The organism is Streptomyces inhibens, from assembly GCF_003389455.1.
In the GTDB taxonomy this organism is placed as follows: domain Bacteria; phylum Actinomycetota; class Actinomycetes; order Streptomycetales; family Streptomycetaceae; genus Streptomyces; species Streptomyces inhibens.
This window is the reverse complement of record NZ_QUAC01000089.1, coordinates 16,649-32,605: the sequence shown is the minus strand read 5'-3', so window position 1 is coordinate 32,605 and position 15,957 is coordinate 16,649. Positions and strand designations below refer to the sequence as shown.

General features: G+C 71.4%; 14 protein-coding genes and 1 pseudogene. 3 read left to right on the top strand and 12 right to left on the bottom strand.

Features of this window, described 5'->3' with window-relative positions; genetic code table 11:
• The 7 genes and pseudogenes from DY245_RS12395 to DY245_RS47830 all read right to left on the bottom strand — a co-directional run.
• Positions 1–1,617, bottom strand: a pseudogene (locus DY245_RS12395) (nicotinate-nucleotide--dimethylbenzimidazole phosphoribosyltransferase); the annotation flags it as partial.
• A 236-nt stretch (positions 1,618–1,853) separates the two neighbouring features.
• On the bottom strand, positions 1,854–3,074 hold the full coding sequence (cbiE, locus tag DY245_RS12390; RefSeq protein WP_128506644.1) for a precorrin-6y C5,15-methyltransferase (decarboxylating) subunit CbiE: 1,221 nt from the start codon (positions 3,072–3,074) through the stop codon (positions 1,854–1,856).
• A gap of 175 nt (positions 3,075–3,249) precedes the next feature.
• Complete coding sequence (locus DY245_RS12385) at positions 3,250–3,885, bottom strand: GNAT family N-acetyltransferase (RefSeq protein WP_128506642.1); 636 nt, start codon at positions 3,883–3,885, stop codon at positions 3,250–3,252.
• 279 nt (positions 3,886–4,164) lie between these two features.
• Positions 4,165–5,046 (bottom strand): MetQ/NlpA family ABC transporter substrate-binding protein, encoded by an 882-nt coding sequence (locus tag DY245_RS12380; RefSeq protein ID WP_244942997.1) that lies wholly within the window; start codon positions 5,044–5,046, stop codon positions 4,165–4,167.
• 70 nt (positions 5,047–5,116) lie between these two features.
• Entirely contained in the window at positions 5,117–5,857 is a 741-nt protein-coding gene (locus DY245_RS12375; RefSeq protein ID WP_128506640.1) for a methionine ABC transporter permease, read from the bottom strand.
• Positions 5,854–6,942 (bottom strand): methionine ABC transporter ATP-binding protein, encoded by a 1,089-nt coding sequence (locus tag DY245_RS12370; RefSeq protein ID WP_128506638.1) that lies wholly within the window; start codon positions 6,940–6,942, stop codon positions 5,854–5,856. The genes DY245_RS12375 and DY245_RS12370 overlap by 4 nt, the downstream gene beginning before the upstream one ends.
• Before the next feature lie 237 nt (positions 6,943–7,179).
• A complete protein-coding gene (locus DY245_RS47830; RefSeq protein ID WP_342354183.1) occupies positions 7,180–7,449 on the bottom strand; it encodes a hypothetical protein in 270 nt (89 codons plus the stop codon).
• 116 nt (positions 7,450–7,565) lie between these two features.
• Here DY245_RS47830 and DY245_RS12360 point away from each other — a divergent pair, with 116 nt between their 5' ends.
• Both DY245_RS12360 and DY245_RS12355 read left to right on the top strand, forming a co-directional pair.
• On the top strand, positions 7,566–7,934 hold the full coding sequence (locus DY245_RS12360; RefSeq protein WP_128506636.1) for a hypothetical protein: 369 nt from the start codon (positions 7,566–7,568) through the stop codon (positions 7,932–7,934).
• Positions 7,935–7,938: 4 nt separating this feature from the next.
• Complete coding sequence (locus DY245_RS12355) at positions 7,939–8,376, top strand: hypothetical protein (protein WP_128506646.1); 438 nt, start codon at positions 7,939–7,941, stop codon at positions 8,374–8,376.
• 57 nt (positions 8,377–8,433) lie between these two features.
• Here DY245_RS12355 and DY245_RS12350 read toward each other — a convergent pair whose 3' ends face one another.
• Both DY245_RS12350 and DY245_RS12345 read right to left on the bottom strand, forming a co-directional pair.
• Positions 8,434–8,949 (bottom strand): GNAT family N-acetyltransferase, encoded by a 516-nt coding sequence (locus DY245_RS12350; protein ID WP_128506634.1) that lies wholly within the window; start codon positions 8,947–8,949, stop codon positions 8,434–8,436.
• A 217-nt stretch (positions 8,950–9,166) separates the two neighbouring features.
• Positions 9,167–10,309, bottom strand: a complete 1,143-nt coding sequence (locus DY245_RS12345) for a glycerophosphodiester phosphodiesterase (protein WP_128506632.1) — start codon at positions 10,307–10,309, stop codon at positions 9,167–9,169.
• Positions 10,310–10,605: 296 nt separating this feature from the next.
• Here DY245_RS12345 and DY245_RS12340 point away from each other — a divergent pair, with 296 nt between their 5' ends.
• Positions 10,606–11,274 (top strand): lysophospholipid acyltransferase family protein, encoded by a 669-nt coding sequence (locus DY245_RS12340; RefSeq protein ID WP_128506630.1) that lies wholly within the window; start codon positions 10,606–10,608, stop codon positions 11,272–11,274.
• A gap of 75 nt (positions 11,275–11,349) precedes the next feature.
• On the opposite strand, the gene DY245_RS12335 is transcribed toward DY245_RS12340, so the two are convergent.
• From DY245_RS12335 to DY245_RS12325, 3 genes are all read right to left on the bottom strand, one after another.
• Positions 11,350–13,320: a bifunctional metallophosphatase/5'-nucleotidase gene (locus tag DY245_RS12335; RefSeq protein ID WP_128506628.1), complete on the bottom strand. Its 1,971-nt coding sequence runs from the start codon at positions 13,318–13,320 to the stop codon at positions 11,350–11,352.
• A gap of 302 nt (positions 13,321–13,622) precedes the next feature.
• Positions 13,623–15,266, bottom strand: a complete 1,644-nt coding sequence (locus tag DY245_RS12330; protein WP_244942996.1) for an MFS transporter — start codon at positions 15,264–15,266, stop codon at positions 13,623–13,625.
• A complete protein-coding gene (locus DY245_RS12325; protein ID WP_128506626.1) occupies positions 15,263–15,814 on the bottom strand; it encodes a TetR/AcrR family transcriptional regulator in 552 nt (183 codons plus the stop codon). Before DY245_RS12325 ends, DY245_RS12330 begins: the two co-directional genes overlap by 4 nt.
• Positions 15,815–15,957: the final 143 nt, after the last annotated feature.

The window sequence follows — 15,957 nt, the reverse complement described above, 5'->3', positions numbered from 1 at the left end:
GGCGGCGGGGGCCGGCTCGGCGGGGGCGCCGGGCTGGCCGGTGGCCTCGGCCGGAACGGCCTGGAGCTGGTCGGCGGTCTGCTCGGCCTGGGGTGCCTGGGGGGCATCGGCGGTGACGTCCGGCGCGTCGGCCGCGGTGGCGGCCGGCTGTTCCGGTACGGGCTGCGCGGCCTGGTCGGCCGGTGCCTCGGCGGGCCCGTCCTGCGGCTGAGCTGCCGCCTGGGCGTCGGCCTGAGGCTGGTCCACGGGCTGCTGGGTGCCTTCGACGGCGGCCGCTTCCGGCTGCTGGGCCGGAGCGTCCTGCGCGGCGACGTCCCCAACAGCGGCGTCCGCAACAGGGGCTTCCGCAGCGGTGGCGTCCGTCGCGACGGCATCCGGCGCAACGGTGTCCACGGCGGCGTCCGCGGCCGCTTCCACAACAGCGGCATCGGCCACGGCGGTTGCGTCCTGACCCTGCGCCGCCGTCTCCGGCAGCGCGTCCGGGGCCACGCCCTGGGGCTGCGCCCACGCCTCCGCCGGCGCCTCAATCTGCGCGCCCTGGACGGCCTCTGCTGCGACGGCACCCGAGGCGTCGACGACGTCCGCGACCACAGCGTCGCCGGCCTCCGCGGTGCCCTCGGCCGGCAGCGGCATCGGCTGCGGCTGTTCGGCGGGCGCCGCGTCCTGCGGAACGGGCTGGGCAGCCACGTCGACAGGCGCGGCGGCCGCCTTGGCGGGGGCGACCGTTTCTGCGCTCTGTGCCGCGACCACCTGGGCCGAGGCCTCGCCCCACGGCGGCACCTGCGAGGGGATCTCGCCGAGCTGCGGGCCCGGCAACGGGCCCTGGCCGGCGGCCCCGTAGGTCTGCTCGGCGGACGACTGTCCGCCGTAGGGCTGGTCGCCGTACGACGGCGCCGCGAAGGCCTGCTCCGCCGCGACATCCCCGGGGGGCTGCTCGGCGTATGGCTGGTCCGCGGCCGTCTGCGCCGCGGCGTCGGGCGCCTCGGCCGGCGTGTCGAAGTATTCGGGTCCACCGGTCGGCGGTCCGGCGTGTCGCGCGGGGGCCTGGGTCGGTGTGTCGGCCGGCCCGCGGTCGGCGAGCGAACGGACCACGCCGCCGGTCGCGTCCGGGACGGGCGGGCCCATGTGCAGCGGGCGGCGCGCGGGGGTGGCCGGCGCGGCCGCGCGAGCGCGGTCCTGCTGCTGCGGTGCGGCGGGCTGCGGGATACGGACGGCGCTGAGGTCGACGGAACCGGAATCCCGGCCGCCGGTCTCATGGTCCCCGGCCTGGGCGGGCATCGGCTCGAAGCCGGTGGTCCCCTGGGCGGCCGCGTCGAACGGCACGCCCGGCTGCGGCTGCTGGGCGGGGGCCTGGTGGGTCTCGTGCGGGAGCGGCTGGGGAGCCGGCTGTTCGCTCCAGGCACCCTGGGTGCCCGGCATCAGCAGCAGATCGTCGTCCTCGACCACGCCGTCGGCCGGGTCGAGGTAGGGGTACTCGCCCGGAGGGGTCACCATGCCCGGCTGCTGCGTCGGTCCGGCGTCGGCAGGGGAGGGCGCGGCCGCCGGCTGCGGCTGCCCGGGATGTCCGCCTGCGTTCTCCGGCTGTCCCTCGCCCGGGACCTGGCCGGTGTCGGTCATGCGTACCCCTCGCCCATTGGTAGTGCTCCTTCCAACCGCTCGTGCGACGCGCTCGACCGGGGCGCGCCGACGCCCCGATAGCTAGAACGAGCGAGCGCGCCTCGCGGCACGTCCGCTCTCCAGAGCTTCATATTCGGCCAAAACCACGGCATTTTCCGGATATTGGCGTACGAAGCCGAACGCGGAACGGCGGCGCAACGATCCGCCAGCCTACCTCGCGCGGGTTGCCGTGCTGGTCACGGGTGAGGAACGCGATAGCCGCTGAGCAAAAACACCACGGAGCGCTCACGTTCGACCCAGACGGAAGTGTCCAGGTCCACGGACTGCAGCAGGGCGCACTCGACTTCGTAGCCGCCGTCCGCCAGCGCCCGGCCGAGCGATTCGGCCTCGTCGCGGGTCGCGGCGTGGGTGACGATCCGTTCGGGACGGCGGGCCGCGCAGGCCGTGACGACCGCCGCTCCCCCGCCGCCGATCCGCACCACGTCGGGTTCGGGCAGGTCTTCCAGGATCTGCGGTGCCCGGCCGTGCACGACCTGGAGTTGGACGCCGTGGCGGCGGGCGACGGCGGTGGTGCGCCCGCAGGCGTCCGCGTCGGCGTCCACCGCGATGACGGCGGCGCCGAAGCGCGCCGCCTCGACCGCGGCGGCTCCGCTGCCCGCGCCGATGTCCCAGACCAGGTCGCCCACCTGCGGCCCGAGGCGGGCGAGTTGGGCGGTGCGCAGCTGGACGGACTCGCCCTCGCCCAGGGCGCCTCCGTAGGCGCGGGCCGGAAGTCCCCAGCCGCGCGGCCCCGTCGGATGGCCGACCTCGCGGCCGGCGATCCAGCCGGTGCCCTGGGCCGCGGCGCCGCCGGGCGAACCGCCGATGACGATGACGACATTGGGGTCGCGCCAGACGTGGTCGGCGACCTTGTCGGATGTGAGGACTGTCACCCGCTCGCGGTCGGTGCCCAGGTCCTCGCAGATGACGAAGGTGCGGTGGACGCCGCCGAGCAGCAGGGCGAGTTCGGCGGGCCCGGCACCGGGTGAGGTGAGCACCGCGACCTTGGTGTGGGCGCGGCAGACGTTCACCGCGCGGCGCAGATCGCGGCTGTGGGCGACGACGATCTGGGCGTCGTCCCAGGGCATGCCGGCCCGGGCGAAGGCGGCCGCGACGGAGGAGACGGCGGGGACGACCTCCACTTCGAGGCCGTGCTCGGGTGCCCGCAGGGTGCGGACCACGCCGAAGAAGCCGGGGTCGCCGTCGGCGAGCACGACGGCGGTGCCGCGGTGCTGGGCGATCCGGCGGGCGGCCAGGGTCACGCTGCCGAGCCGGATCCGCTCGGCGTTCGCCGGGACTTCGGGCAGTGCGAGGTGGTGGGCGGCGCCGGCCACCAGCGTGGCGGCGCCGAGGGCGGAGCGGGCGGCGGCGGTCAGCGAAGAGCCGTCCCATCCGATCACCGTGACCCGGTCGGCCATGCTCGTCAGTCTCCTGGGGCTGCTGTCGGTACGCGGGCAGGGGCGGCAGGCGGGGTGGCCGCGGAGCGGCCGCAGGCCGGTGGTGCCGCTGTGGTGCGCTGGTCCGCGCTGGTCACGCAGGTGCGCGGCAGGGCGAGGGTACCCCGAGAGGTACGGGCCCGGGTGCGGGCGTGGGTCAGTTCCACTCGGGGTAGGTGAATCCGTTCGCGTCGGCCATCCGGCCGGGGACCCCGTCGAGGTCCTCGGGCAGCAGGCTCCACACGATCAGATCGGTACGGATGTCCGTCCAGCCGCCGTCCTCCGTGCGGCTGCGGGCTATGAAGGCGTTGCGCAGCACGCCCTCGCTGATGCAGCCGGTCTTCTGGGCGACCTGCTGGGAGGCGGTGTTGCCGGCGGCGGTCCGCAGTTCGAGGCGTTCGAAACGCTGGTCGTGGAAGAGCCACTGGGCGGTGGCGAGCGTGGCCTCGGACGCGTAGCCCTCGCCGCGCGCCCAGGCGGCGACGATGTAGGAGATCTCGGTGGAGCGCACCCGCCAGTTGGTGTTGCTCAGCTGCACGACGCCGACCAGGCGCTGCGTGAGGAACTCGGTGACGGCGAGGTCGATGCCACGGCCCGCGGTGCGTTCGGTGGTGGCGTACTCGGTGATCCAGGTGTGGGCGGCGGCCTCGGTGAAGGGCTGGGGTACCGCGGTCCAGGCCGCGACCAGCTCGTCGTTCATCATCGCGGCGAGGGCGGGCACATCGGCCTCGTCGAACGGGCGCAGCACCAGCCGGTCCGTGCTGATGGAGATGTCCGGAAAGGTGGATGTCATACCGCTGCTCCAACGCCGTTGACCGTGGTGCCCAGAACGTCGCGGACTGTTACACCGCGAGGTCACGGGCCGTCTTGACCGTCTTGAATGCACCAGCATGCAGCATCCGCCCGCGGGTGTGCCACGCGCGTGGGCCCCGGCCGCGCGGTGCGCGGGTCCGGGGCCCGTACGTCGTACGTGCGGACGGCCACCTTCCGGTGACCTGCGCACGAGCAACGGCCGACTACACCCGCCCACCCCCCGAAGGGGGGTGGGCGGCGGGGAAAAACAGGAGAGGTGTCAGCTCTTGGCGGGGCCGAAGGCGGGGATGACCGAGCCGTCCTTGTACTTGTCCTGGATGAACTTCTTGACCTCGGGGGAGTTCAGAAGCTTGGCCAGCTTCTTGATCCGCGGGTCGTTCTCGTTGCCCTTCTTGACGGCGAGGAAGTTGGCGTAGGGGTTGTCCGTCGCCTTCTCCAGTGCCAGCGCGTCGGTGGAGGGCTTGAGGTGCGCACCGATGGCGAAGTTGCCGTTGATGATCGCGGCGTCGACGTCGTCGATACGCGGCGCGGTCTGCGCCGCCTCCAGCTCGGTGATCTTGATGCCCTTGTTGTCCTTGACGTCGGTCAGCTTGGCGTCCGAGCCGACCCCGGGCTTGAGGGTGATCACGCCGTTGTCGGCGAGCAGCTTGAGCGCCCGGCCCTCGTTGGAGGGGTCGTTGGGCACCGAGATGGTGCTGCCGGACTTGAGGTCCGAGAGCTTGTCGATCTTCTTGGAGTAGACGCCGAGCGGCTCGATGAGCACGTTCACGACGGGCACGATGTGCGTGCCGTTCTCCTTGTTGAAGGTGTCGAGGAACGGCTTGTGCTGGAAGAAGTTGGCGTCGACCTGGCCGTCGTCGGTGACCTTGTTGGGGATCTTGTAGTCGTTGAACGGCTTGACGACCAGCTTGAGGCCTTCCTTGGCCGCCAGCTTGTTCTTGACGAAGTCGAGGATGGTGCCGTGCGGGGTGGGGCTCGCGGCGACGACGAGGGGGGCGTTCTTGTCGCTCTTGTCGCTGCTGGCGGTGGTGTCCGAGGGGGCGCTGCAGGCGCTCGCGCCGAGGGCGACGGCGGTGACGGCGGCGACGGCCACGGAGATCTTGATGGTGTTGCGCACGAAGAGTGCCTCTTTCTTGTTCACACGCGAAGTGCTGCGTGGTGTCCGCCCGGCAAAGGGTCCGGGCTCTTGGGGGGTGCGGGGGGCTTGGGGGTCAGGCGGCCTCGCCGGTGGCGACGGCCGGCTCCTGGGTGCGGGCGCGGCGCAGGCCGACGCGTACGGAGGAGGAGCCGCGGGCGCCGCGGCCGGCCAGCCGGCGGACGACGAGATCGCCGAGCAGCTGGACGAGCGTGACGAGGACGATCAGCTCCACGACGGTGGTGATCATCAGCGAGGTCTCGTACTGCTGGTAGCCGTAGGTGTAGGCCAGGTTGCCCAGACCGCCGCCGCCGACCGCACCGGCGATCGCGGAGTAGCCGATCAGGGTGATGACGGTGGTGGTGACGGCCGCGACCAGCGCGGGCAGCGCCTGCGGCAGCAGGACCTTGAAGACGATCGTCCAGGTGCCGCCGCCCATCGCCTGGGCCGCCTCGACCAGACCGTGGTCGACCTCGCGCAGCGCGGCCTCCACCAGCCGGGCGAAGAACGGGATGGCGGCGATGGCGAGCGGCACGACCGCGCCGGTGGGGCCGATGGAGACGCCGACGATCAGCCGGGTGAAGGGGATCAGCACCACGATCAGGATCAGGAACGGGAAGGACCGTCCGATGTTCACGATCGCGCCGAGGACCTTGTTCACCACGACGTTCTGCAGGATGGCGCCGCGGTCGGTCAGATGCAGCAGCACACCGGCCGGGACACCGATGAGCACCGCGTAGAACGTCGACCACCACACCATGAAGAGGGTGTCGAGCGTGTTGTCGTACAGCAGCGGCTGCATCTCGGTCCAGGTCACTTGGCACCTTCCTTCTGGAGCGGGGTGGCCGGCGCCAAGATCGCCGGTTCGTCGGCGGGGTCGGCGGCCGCGGCCACATCGGCCACGTCCGCGACGTCGACCTGGAGCCCCTGCTCGCGCAGGAAGCCGATGGGCACGACGTTCTCCTCGAAGCGGCCGGGCAGCTCGATGCGCATCCGGCCGATCTGCTTTCCGCCGACGGTGTCCATGGCGGCGCCGAGGATCGAGATGTCGACGTTGTAGGTGCGCGACAGCTCGGAGATCACCGGGCGGGTGGCGGCCGCGCCGTGGAAGGTGATGTCGACGACCGTACGGTCCTCGGCCGAGGGCTCGCCGCCGACCGGGAACAGCTCACGGGCCAGCTCGGAGCCGGGGGTGGCGAGCAATTCGGCCACCGTGCCCTGCTCGACGACGCGGCCGTTCTTCATCAGTGCGGCCGAGTCGCAGATCGTCTTGACGACGTCCATCTCGTGCGTGATCAGCACGATGGTCAGGCCCAGCTGGCGGTTGAGGTCGCGCAGCAGCTGGAGGATGGAGCGGGTGGTCTCCGGGTCCAGGGCGCTGGTGGCCTCGTCGGAGAGCAGCACCTTGGGGTCGCCGGCCAGCGCGCGGGCGATGCCGACGCGCTGCTTCTGGCCGCCGGAGAGCTGGGCGGGGTAGGCCTTGGCCTTGTCGGCGAGGCCGACCAGGTCCAGCAGTTCCAGTGCCTTGCGGGAGCGCTCGCGGCGGTCGACCTTGAGGATCTCCAGCGGCAGCTCGACGTTGTCCTGGACGGTGCGCGAGGACAGCAGGTTGAAGTGCTGGAAGACCATGCCGATGTGGCTGCGGGCGGCGCGCAGTTCCGCATTGGCGCGCTTACCGCGCCCGGCGAGGGCGGTCAGGTCCTGGCCGGCGACGGTGACCGTGCCGGAGCTGGGGCGCTCCAGGAGGTTGAGGCAGCGGATGAGGGTGGATTTACCGGCGCCGCTCTGGCCTATGACGCCGTACACCTCGCCCTCGCGGACGTGCAGATCGACGCCGTCCAGGGCGGTGACTTCGCGGTCTCCTGAACGGTAGACCTTGGTCAGGCCCGTTGTGGTGATCACAGGGAATTCCGTCACTGTCGAGTGCTCGGCGGCTCGCCCGCCGGGCACGGGGCATTCTTGCGAGTGCGGCAGAGGGGAACAGGGAGCGGCGGCGGGCGCGGGGCCCGGCTCCGGGTTCCGGTGACGCGGGGCGGCCGGTTCCGTCGAGGACGGACGCACGGCGGGGTGGGGTCCCCCTGCTCCGTAAGAGCTCGGGGGAGGGTCTCGCTTCGGGGCGCGAGGCTCAGGCGGGGGCCCTCAGCGGTCACACATTCGACACATGCAACGAGCACCGGGCGTCATTTTCGCCTCGGTCGCAGGGGTGCGGTAGCTCGTCGTGGTCATGGCGGCAAGTAAACCAGACAGCAGTGCGGGCCGATCAAATGTGTCCGGATAGCGGACCTGCCCGACCAACCCGTGGACACCGCCGCACTCCGCGGTGGTGATCTCGATCGTCCCGTCCGTGGCCTGCGCGGATACCGCCGGCAGATCGCTGACGAGGACATCGGCGGACATCTCTTCGGCCATGTGCGTTGTGGTCAACGCCACGACGGGGCCGGACGCGGCCGCCCGCCCGCCGCCGATTAGCATCGCCCCATGCCCCACAACCCCACGGCGCGCAGCCACGTCGCCCGGAGGTCCCGGTGATCGACGCGCTGACGATCGCGGTCGCCGTGACCGCTCTCGCCCTCGCCGCCTGGTGCGGCTTCGCCGCGTTCCGCGACCAGCCCACCAAGGACTGGCACTTCATCGGCATGGCCATAGTGTCGCTGCTCGGCATCGTGCAACTGGTCATCGCCGTCGTGCAGTTGTCGCGCGGGCAGTCACCGGACAAGGGCACCGCGCTGTTCGTGGCGTATCTGCTCGGGGCGGCGGCCTGCGTCCCCGCGACCGGGTTCATGTCGCTCTCGGAGCGCACCCGCTGGGGTTCGGCCACCGCCGCGGCGGGCGCCGTGGTGCTGGCCGTACTGGAAGTGCGACTGTTCGACATCTGGGGAGGCGGCAGTGCCTGAGGCAGTGCCCGGGACCACGGCGACCACCGCGGCGGACGGCGGCGCCCCGGCGAAGCGTTCCCTGGGCACCGGGCCCGGGCGTCTGCTGGTCGCGCTCTACGGCATCTTCACCGTCGCGGCCGCGTCCCGCTCGCTCTACCAGCTCATCGCCCAGTTCGACCGGGCCCCGCTGGCCTACAGCCTCTCGGCGGTCTCCGCGGTCGTCTACGGGTTCATCACCTTCTCGCTGGTGCGCGGCGGGGAGGGCGCCCGCAGGGCCGCGTTCGCCTGCTGCGCGCTGGAGCTGCTCGGGGTGCTCGGCATCGGCACCTGGACGCTGCTCGACCGGTCCGCTTTCCCCGACGCCACCGTCTGGTCGGACTACGGCATGGGCTATCTCTTCATCCCGATCTTCCTGCCCGTCACCGGACTGATCTGGCTGCGCCGGGCCCGTACGGCGTAGGCACCACGACACCACCACCTCGGGTACGGGCCCGCCCCGTGCGGGCCCGCCACTTCCCTACGCTCCGGCGACCAGCGCCTCGGCGGCGGCTTCCGGCTTCAGTTCCTTCTCCAGGGTGACCACGCTCAGCCGCTTGGTCAGCTGCTCGGTGCCCACGGGCGCATAGCCGTGGCTGCGGTACAGCCGCAGATTGCCCTCGCTGCGGTGGCCGGTGAACAGCCGGTAGCGCCGGGCCGACCGCTCGGCCGCCAGCCGCTCCTCGACCGCGGCGAGCAGCCGGCCGCCCAGGCCGTGCCGCTGGAGCCGCGGGTGCACGATGAGCTTGGCTATCTGCGCGGTGCCGTCCGCGTCGACCGTGCCGCGCACGGATCCCACCACCTCCTCGCCGAGTCTGGCCACCACGACGCAGCCCTCGGCCAGTTCGGCGCGCAGCGCCTGCAGCGTCTGGGTGAGCGGCTCGATGCCGTAGTCGTCGTACAGCGCGGCTTCCGACTGGTAACAGAGGTACTGCAGTTTGAGGATCTGCTCGGCGTCCTGGTCGGTCGCCGCAGAGATGGTCACGCTGGTGCCCATGCGCGTATGCCTCCCCTTATTCGGTTGGTCCGGGTTCTTCCGGACTCCCCGGAATGTGGCAGCGGCAATCTCCGCCGCCGAGCATTCTGCGCAGGCATATGGGGCAAGCGGAACAGACCGGCGCCGAGCTCCCCTGTGACATTCCCAACTCAGATGAGAGTCAAGGGGAGGTGGCGCCGGTCCGGGGCCTCACGTCCGCCGCTGTGCAAGCGTCGGATCAGCGCTTGCGGAACTCCGCGGCGGCCAGCAGCGCGGTGTCGGGGTTGTCGGAGAAGAGGCCGTCGATGCCGGTGCCGAGGTAGGCCTTGAAGACGCCGAGGGCATCGCCGTAGGCGTTGGGGTCGGTGCCGCGGCGGTGGTCGGCCGGCAGGAAGGCGTTCTCGTTGCGGACCGTATACGGGTGCAGCACCAGGCCGGCGGCGTGTGCGTCCTCGACGACGGAGGTGGGCGTGCCGAGCTTGCCGTCCTTGTCCCGCGGGATGATCACGGTCAGGTCCGGGCCGATGCCCTGGGCGAAGCCGGCGATCCACTTCAGGCCCTCGGGCGTGACCAGATCGGCGACCTTACGGGGGTCGCCCGCCTCGACGAAGTCCCAGGGCCGGGAGTCGAGGGTGGAGAGCAGGACGACCTTGGGGCAGTCGACGAGCTTGCCCAGGCGCTGGATGCTGCTGGGCTCGAAGGACTGCAGGAAGTTCGGGGAGTCCTTACGGTGCCGGCCGTGTGCGCGCAACGCCTTGGCGACCCGCTCCTCCAGGCCGAGCCCCAGCCCCCGGAAGTAGGTGGGGTGCTTGGTCTCGATGTGCAGCCAGACCCGGCGGCCACGCCTGCGGCCCTCGCGCTCGGCCCACTGCAGGACCTCCTCGAAGGACGGCACCTCCCACCGGCCGTCGTAGAGGGTGTTGTGCTGCCGGGTTCCCGGTATGCGCTCCTTGGCGCGCAGCGTCTTGAGCTCGGCGAGCGTGAAGTCCTCGGTGAACCAGCCGGTCAGCTTGGTTCCGTCGACGGTCTTGGTGGTCTTGCGGTCGGCGAACTCGGGGTGCGCGGAGACATCGGTGGTGGCGGTGATGTCGTTCTCGTGGCGGCAGACCAGGTGCCCGTCCTTGGTGGGGACGAGGTCCTGCTCGATGACGTCCGCGCCCATGTCGAGGGCGAGTTGGTAGGAGCCGAAGGTGTGCTCGGGGCGGTAGCCGCTGGCTCCGCGGTGACCGACGATCAGCGGTACCGGCAGCTCCTGCGGGCGGCCCGTGTCGCCGTGCCCGGCGGCGCTCGCCTGGCCGGCCCCGCCGAATACCGCCGCTCCCGCGCCCAGGGCCGCGGCCCCCAGCACCGTCCGCCGTCCAGGCTGCTGCCGCTTGTGCATACCCACGCTCCTTGTGTGCGGTGTCCGGTGGTGTTCCGGGTGCTTCCGGGTGTTTTCCGGGGTGCGGTGAGGCGTGTTGCGCACCTGCTCACGGAACCGGGCCGATCGTAGGCACGGACGGGTCATGCCGGGGAGACGCACGACAACTTCGGGGGGAACATGGTGGTAACACACGTCAACTGTGCGTATCGACCTCGTGAACCCGATGTGCGAGCGGGAGTAACCCGCGAGTATCGTCCTGGGCTGCAGAGTTCTGCGCCCGCTTGACATTGACCAGCCACGACCCGGAGGGCCCGTTGTCCCGCATTGTGCTCAAGGCGATTCTCGGATTCGTCATGCGTGTCCTGTACCGCCCGAAGGTCGAGGGCATGGAGCGCATTCCGGCGACCGGACCGGTGATCCTGGCCGGCAATCACGTCACCTTCATCGACTCGCTGTTCCTGGGCCTGGTGGTCAAGCGCCCGGTGTACTTCATCGGCAAGGACGAGTACGTCACCGGCAAGGGACTCAAGGGCCGGCTGATGGCCTGGTTCTTCACCAGCACCGGCATGATCCCGGTGGACCGGGACGGCGGGCACGGCGGTGTCGCGGCGCTGATGACCGGCCGCCGGGTCCTGGAGGAGGGCAAGGTCTTCGGTATCTACCCCGAGGGCACCCGCTCCCCCGACGGCCGGCTCTACCGCGGCCGTACGGGCATCGCCCGCCTGACCCTGATGACCGGCGCACCCGTCGTGCCGTTCGCGATGGTCGGCACGGACAAGGTGCAGCCCGGCGGCAAGGGCCGCCCGCGCATCGCGCCGGTCACCGTCCGCTTCGGTGAGGCGCTGGACTTCTCCCGTTACGACGGTATGGACCGCGACCGTTACGTCCTGCGGGCCGTCACCGACGAGGTGATGAGCGATGTGATGGAGCTGTCCGGCCAGGAGTACGTCGACATGTACGCCACCAAGGCCAGGGCCGCCTGACCCGTCAGCCGTACACCGGGCCCCATCCGTTCCGCGGATGGGGCCCGTTGCGTTGTCACTCGGACGGCGAGCGGGTCAGCAGGGCACCCGGAAGCCGCCGGGGGCGCGCTGGCCCTCGGCGCCGCCGGTCAGCGCCGTACGCAGTGCCGCCTCGGGCCGCGGCACCACGCTACCGTCGGCCCGGAGCAGCTGCTGGCGCTGGGTGACGGTGCCGGTGCGGGCGCCGGGCACCTCGGCGTTCTTGACCGCCACCCGGTTCAGCGGTGCGGGGTCCAGTTGCTTCTTCGTCCGTACGAAGGCGACAAAGCTCTCGAAGTCGCGGGTGTGCCGGACCGGTGCGGTGAATCCGGTGAAGGCGCTGAAGCCGTCCTGGTTGATGAGGGTGTACGAGGGGGCGGCGAGGCGGTAGCGGCGTGTGAGGTCGAGTGCGGTGCCGTTGATGAACACCTCCGCGGGGTCGATCCGCCGGCCGACCCCGCCCGCGGCGTCGAAGGTGTAGCGCACATTGCCGGAGACCGCCAGCGGCGCGAAGCCGAGGCCGCCGCCGGCGATCGGCGCCCACTGCTCCTCCAGCGCGTCGTGGATCTGCCGGCCGGTGACGGTGACGGTGAGGATCGGGTCGCCGAAGCCGACGGCGTTCCAGGCCTGGCCGAAGGTGACGGTGCCGTCCGATTCCTCGTCACGGATCAGATCGCCGGCGATCACGCCCTGGCCGACGCGCGGCGCGACCACGATGACGGCGAGCTCCGCGGGGGTGTTGGGGTGGTCGGCCGGGTCGGCCATCGGTCCGAGCGGCTGCCGGCCCGCCCACAGGGCCCAGTCGGCGACGAGATTGCCCATGGTGCTCTCCCCCACGGCGTTGCGGCGCCGGGTGAAGGAGGCGCTCTGGGTGCCGATCCGGGAGCGGGCGCGCCGGGAGCCGCGGTCCGCCCAGTAGCCGGCGATCGACCGCAGCTCCGGGTCCGGCGTCACATCCCGGGTGTTGGGGTGGTTGGTGGACGTGGTCAGCTCCCGGACCACCGCTCCGGTGTCCGGGTCCAGACGCAGATTGATCTCGTTGATGATCTGGCCGTAGCAGCCGGCCTCGACGAACGGGCGGGGGACGCCGTCGGGGTCGGGCAGCATCATGGTGAAGGCGCAGTGCCAGTGGCCGGTGACGATGGCGTCGATGTCCGGGGAGGCGCGCAGCGCCAGTTCGTAGGCGGGTCCCGAGGGGTTGCTGCCGCTGGAGAAGTCGCTGCCGGCCACCGCGCCGTCGTGCATGCTGAGCACGATCGCGTTGACGCCGCGTGACTTCAGCTGGGCGGCGCAGCGGTTGGCGGTCTCCAGTTCGTCCAGGGTGCGCAGTCCCGGCTGGTAGGAGCCGGGGAAGGATTCGGTGCCGATGGCGGTCAGATGGATGAAGCCGATCGGCAGCCGGCGGCCGCGGCCGGTGTCCACGTACGCGATGTTGTACGGCGCGAGGACGGGCTCACCGGTCGCGTTCCACACCATGTTGGCGCTGTAGTACGGGAAGTTCGCGCCACGGAAGCGGCGGCCGGTGGAGTCCTTGAAGTCGTCGTCGCGGCCGACGACGGGAAAGGCGTCACCGTCTTCCATGTGCGAGGTCAAGAACGTCGCCGACTTGTCGAATTCATGGTTGCCGGCCGAGGCGAAGTCCAGTCCCATGGCGTTGAGCGCCTCGATGGTGGGCTCGTCGGCGAAGGAGGAGGCGTCGAACTCCCAGCCGGAGAAGAGGTCGCCGGGGGCGAAGAAGAGCGAGTTGCGGCGGCCGTCGCGCAGTCGCTCCAGGTGGGCGGCCATATAGGCGACGCCGCCGACCGTGTACTTCTTGCCGCCGGCGCCGGTGATGACGGAGTTGGCACCCGGGGCGCCCTGCAGATAGCCGTGCAGATCGGTGATGTTGAGGAGTTGGACGTCGACGTATTCGTCGGCGGTGGCCGCGTCGCGGGCGTGGCCGGTGGCGTAGGCGTTGCTCCCGATGGCGCTCGCGGTGGCCAGGGCCCCCGCGGCGGTGAAGAAAGACCGTCGTCCGATGTCGCGCACTGCGTCACTCTCCTGAGCGGGCCGTCCGTTAGGGGACGACGGGAGAGTCAAACGAGCCGCGCGGGACGGCCGGCCACCAGGACGCGTACCGGGCGTGAACGGGCGGGGGACAGTCGCCCCCAAGGCGTGTCCTGGGGATCATGGCGGGTGCGCGGCGCCTTGATCCACCGGACACGCCCTGGGGCGGGGCGCATGCCACCGTCCGGCGGATCAGCGGTACGCCGTACCTGCTGCCGTCATCGGTAGCGCCGGAACCTCACCGCCGGGGCCGAGCGCCGTCGCGGCGGGATTTTTCGCTGCCGCTACGGGCGTTCGGCGGCGGAACCGGACCCGGTCGTAGCACCGGACCCGAAGCCCGCCTCCGGCCCGTCGGCCGTGAACGCCACGGGCGCGCCCGCGACCGGGCTGCTGCCCAGCTCCTGGCCACGCAGCAGGAACCACGCGGCGCCCGCGGCGGCCAGCAGGACCGCCGCGCCCACTCCGGCCGCGACATCCACCCCGTTGACGAAGGAGTCCTGAGCGGCCTTCATCAGCGCCGCGCCCTGGTCGGCGGGGAGTTGCCCGGCCGTCTCGAAGGCGCCGCCGAGCGATTCGCGGGCGGCGTCGGCGACCGGCTCGGGCACCCCCAGGGGCGTCGCGAAGCCCCGGTAGATGCTGGTGACGATGGAGCCGAGCAGGGCGATGCCGAGGGCCGCGCCCAGTTCGTAGGCGGTCTCGGAGACCGCGGAGGCGGCGCCGGCCTCCTCCTTGGGCACATTGGAGAGGATCACATCGGCGGTGACGGTGAACGAGAAACCGGCGCCGACGCCGACGACGAACAGGATGATGCACAGCGCGGCGGTACCGGTGTCCCCGTGCAGGGTGGTGCAGCCGGCGAGCGCGAGCCCGACCACGGCCAGGCCGCCGGCCACCACGATCCGTACGGACAGCCGCCGGGCGACCCAGCCGGCGGCCAGGCCCGCGCCCACCGCGCCGACCGCCGCCGGGAGTTCGACGAGCCCGGCGTTCAGCGGCGAGCGCAGCTGCACCATCTGAAGGAACTGGGAGAGGAAGAAGACCAGTCCGGACAGCCCGAGGATGGTCAGCAGATCGGCCAGCACCGCGCCCGAGAATCCCCGGTGGTGAAAGAGCTTCATGTTCAGCAGCGGCGATTCGAGGGTGAGCTGCCGACGGACGAACACGATCAGTGCGAGCACGCCGATGACGGCCGCAAACGCGATGTCCCAGCGGTAGCCCTCCACCGCCGCTTCCTTGATGGCGTAGACGACACAGACGATGCCCACCAGGGCCAGCAGCACGCTGGGGATGTCCCAGGGCCCGGGATCCGGATTGCGCGACTCCGGGATCACCTTGGCGCCGACGGCCACCAGCAGCGCCATCACCGGAAGGTTGATCAGGAAGACCGAACCCCACCAGAAGTGCCCCAGCAGAAATCCGCCGAGGACCGGCCCGACGGCCATGCCGGCCGAGGCCATCGCGCCCCAGATACCGATGGCGAGGCTGCGTTCCTTGGGGTCGTGGAAGAGGTTGCGGATCAGCGCGAGGGTGGACGGCATCAGCGTCGCACCGGCCACACCCTGCAACGCACGGGCCAGGATCATCATCTCCGGGCTGGAGGCGTACGCGGCGAGCACCGACATCGCGCCGAAGCCGACGGAGCCGATCAGCAGCAGCTTCTTACGGCCGATGCGGTCGCCGAGGCTGCCCATGGACACCAGCAGGCCGGCGATGACGAAGGAGTAGATGTCACCGATCCACAGCAGCTGGGTCCCGGACGGGCGCAGGTCCTCGCTGAGGAAGGGGGTGGCGAGGCCGAGGACCGTGGCGTCGACGCCGACCAGCAGGACGGCGAGGACGAGGACGGCGAGCGCGAGCCAGCGGCCCGGCCGGGGCTGGTCGTCCACATGGGCCGAACCTGCCGGTCCTGACGCTATGGTCTCGGTCATTTCTCCATGCTCCGTCGGATGCCGCCGAGCAGCAGCTCGGCGATCGAGTGGTTGAGGTCGTTGCGGGCGACGCGCCCTTCGTGCACGGCCCAGGCGCCGGCGCCCATCAGGCCGTAGAGCGCTTCGGTGAGCCAGGCGGCGCTCAGATCGATCCGGAAGCCGCCCTCTTCCTGGCCGCGGCGGAAGAGGGCGGTGATACGGGCGTCGAGCCGTGCCCAGCCGGCGTTGATCTCGCCGCCCTCGAAGAGCTGGTTCTCGGTGAAGAGGAAGGCCAGCACGGCGGCGACCGGTTCGGCCTCCTCGATCAGCCGGCGCAGCGCATCGGCCGCGTCCCCCTCCTCCAGCCGCGCGGCGTCCATCGCCTGCGCGAACTGTGCGATCCCGTGCTCCTCCAGAGCCCGGATCAGGGCGTCCCGTCCGGCGAAGTGCCGGTGCAGGGTCGCGCGGCTGATGCCCGCGGCGCGGGCGATCTCGTCCATCGACGTCGTCGCCCGGCGCGTGAGCAGCGCGGCGGCTTCCTTGAGTACCCGTTCACGATCCACGGCCATGAGACATACAATAGCCGAATGAGACACTGATGTCTCACTATTTTTCTCCGGCACCTACGACGACGGCCCGCCCCCGGTCTCCCGGGTACGGGCCGCCCTCCTCTTCCTCTGCCGGCTACGGCTGCTTCTTGGCCGCCGCCCAC

Bases quoted from the DNA above. Each gene is read 5' to 3' on its own strand.
- DY245_RS12330 (WP_244942996.1), bottom strand. From the start codon at position 15,266: ATGACCGAGACCATAGCGTCAGGACCGGCAGGTTCGGCCCATGTGGAC.
- DY245_RS12385 (WP_128506642.1), bottom strand. From the start codon at position 3,885: ATGACATCCACCTTTCCGGACATCTCCATCAGCACGGACCGGCTGGTG.
- cbiE (WP_128506644.1), bottom strand. From the start codon at position 3,074: ATGGCCGACCGGGTCACGGTGATCGGATGGGACGGCTCTTCGCTGACC.
- DY245_RS12345 (WP_128506632.1), bottom strand. From the start codon at position 10,309: ATGCACAAGCGGCAGCAGCCTGGACGGCGGACGGTGCTGGGGGCCGCG.
- DY245_RS12325 (WP_128506626.1), bottom strand. From the start codon at position 15,814: ATGGCCGTGGATCGTGAACGGGTACTCAAGGAAGCCGCCGCGCTGCTC.
- DY245_RS47830 (WP_342354183.1), bottom strand. From the start codon at position 7,449: ATGGCCGAAGAGATGTCCGCCGATGTCCTCGTCAGCGATCTGCCGGCG.
- DY245_RS12350 (WP_128506634.1), bottom strand. From the start codon at position 8,949: ATGGGCACCAGCGTGACCATCTCTGCGGCGACCGACCAGGACGCCGAG.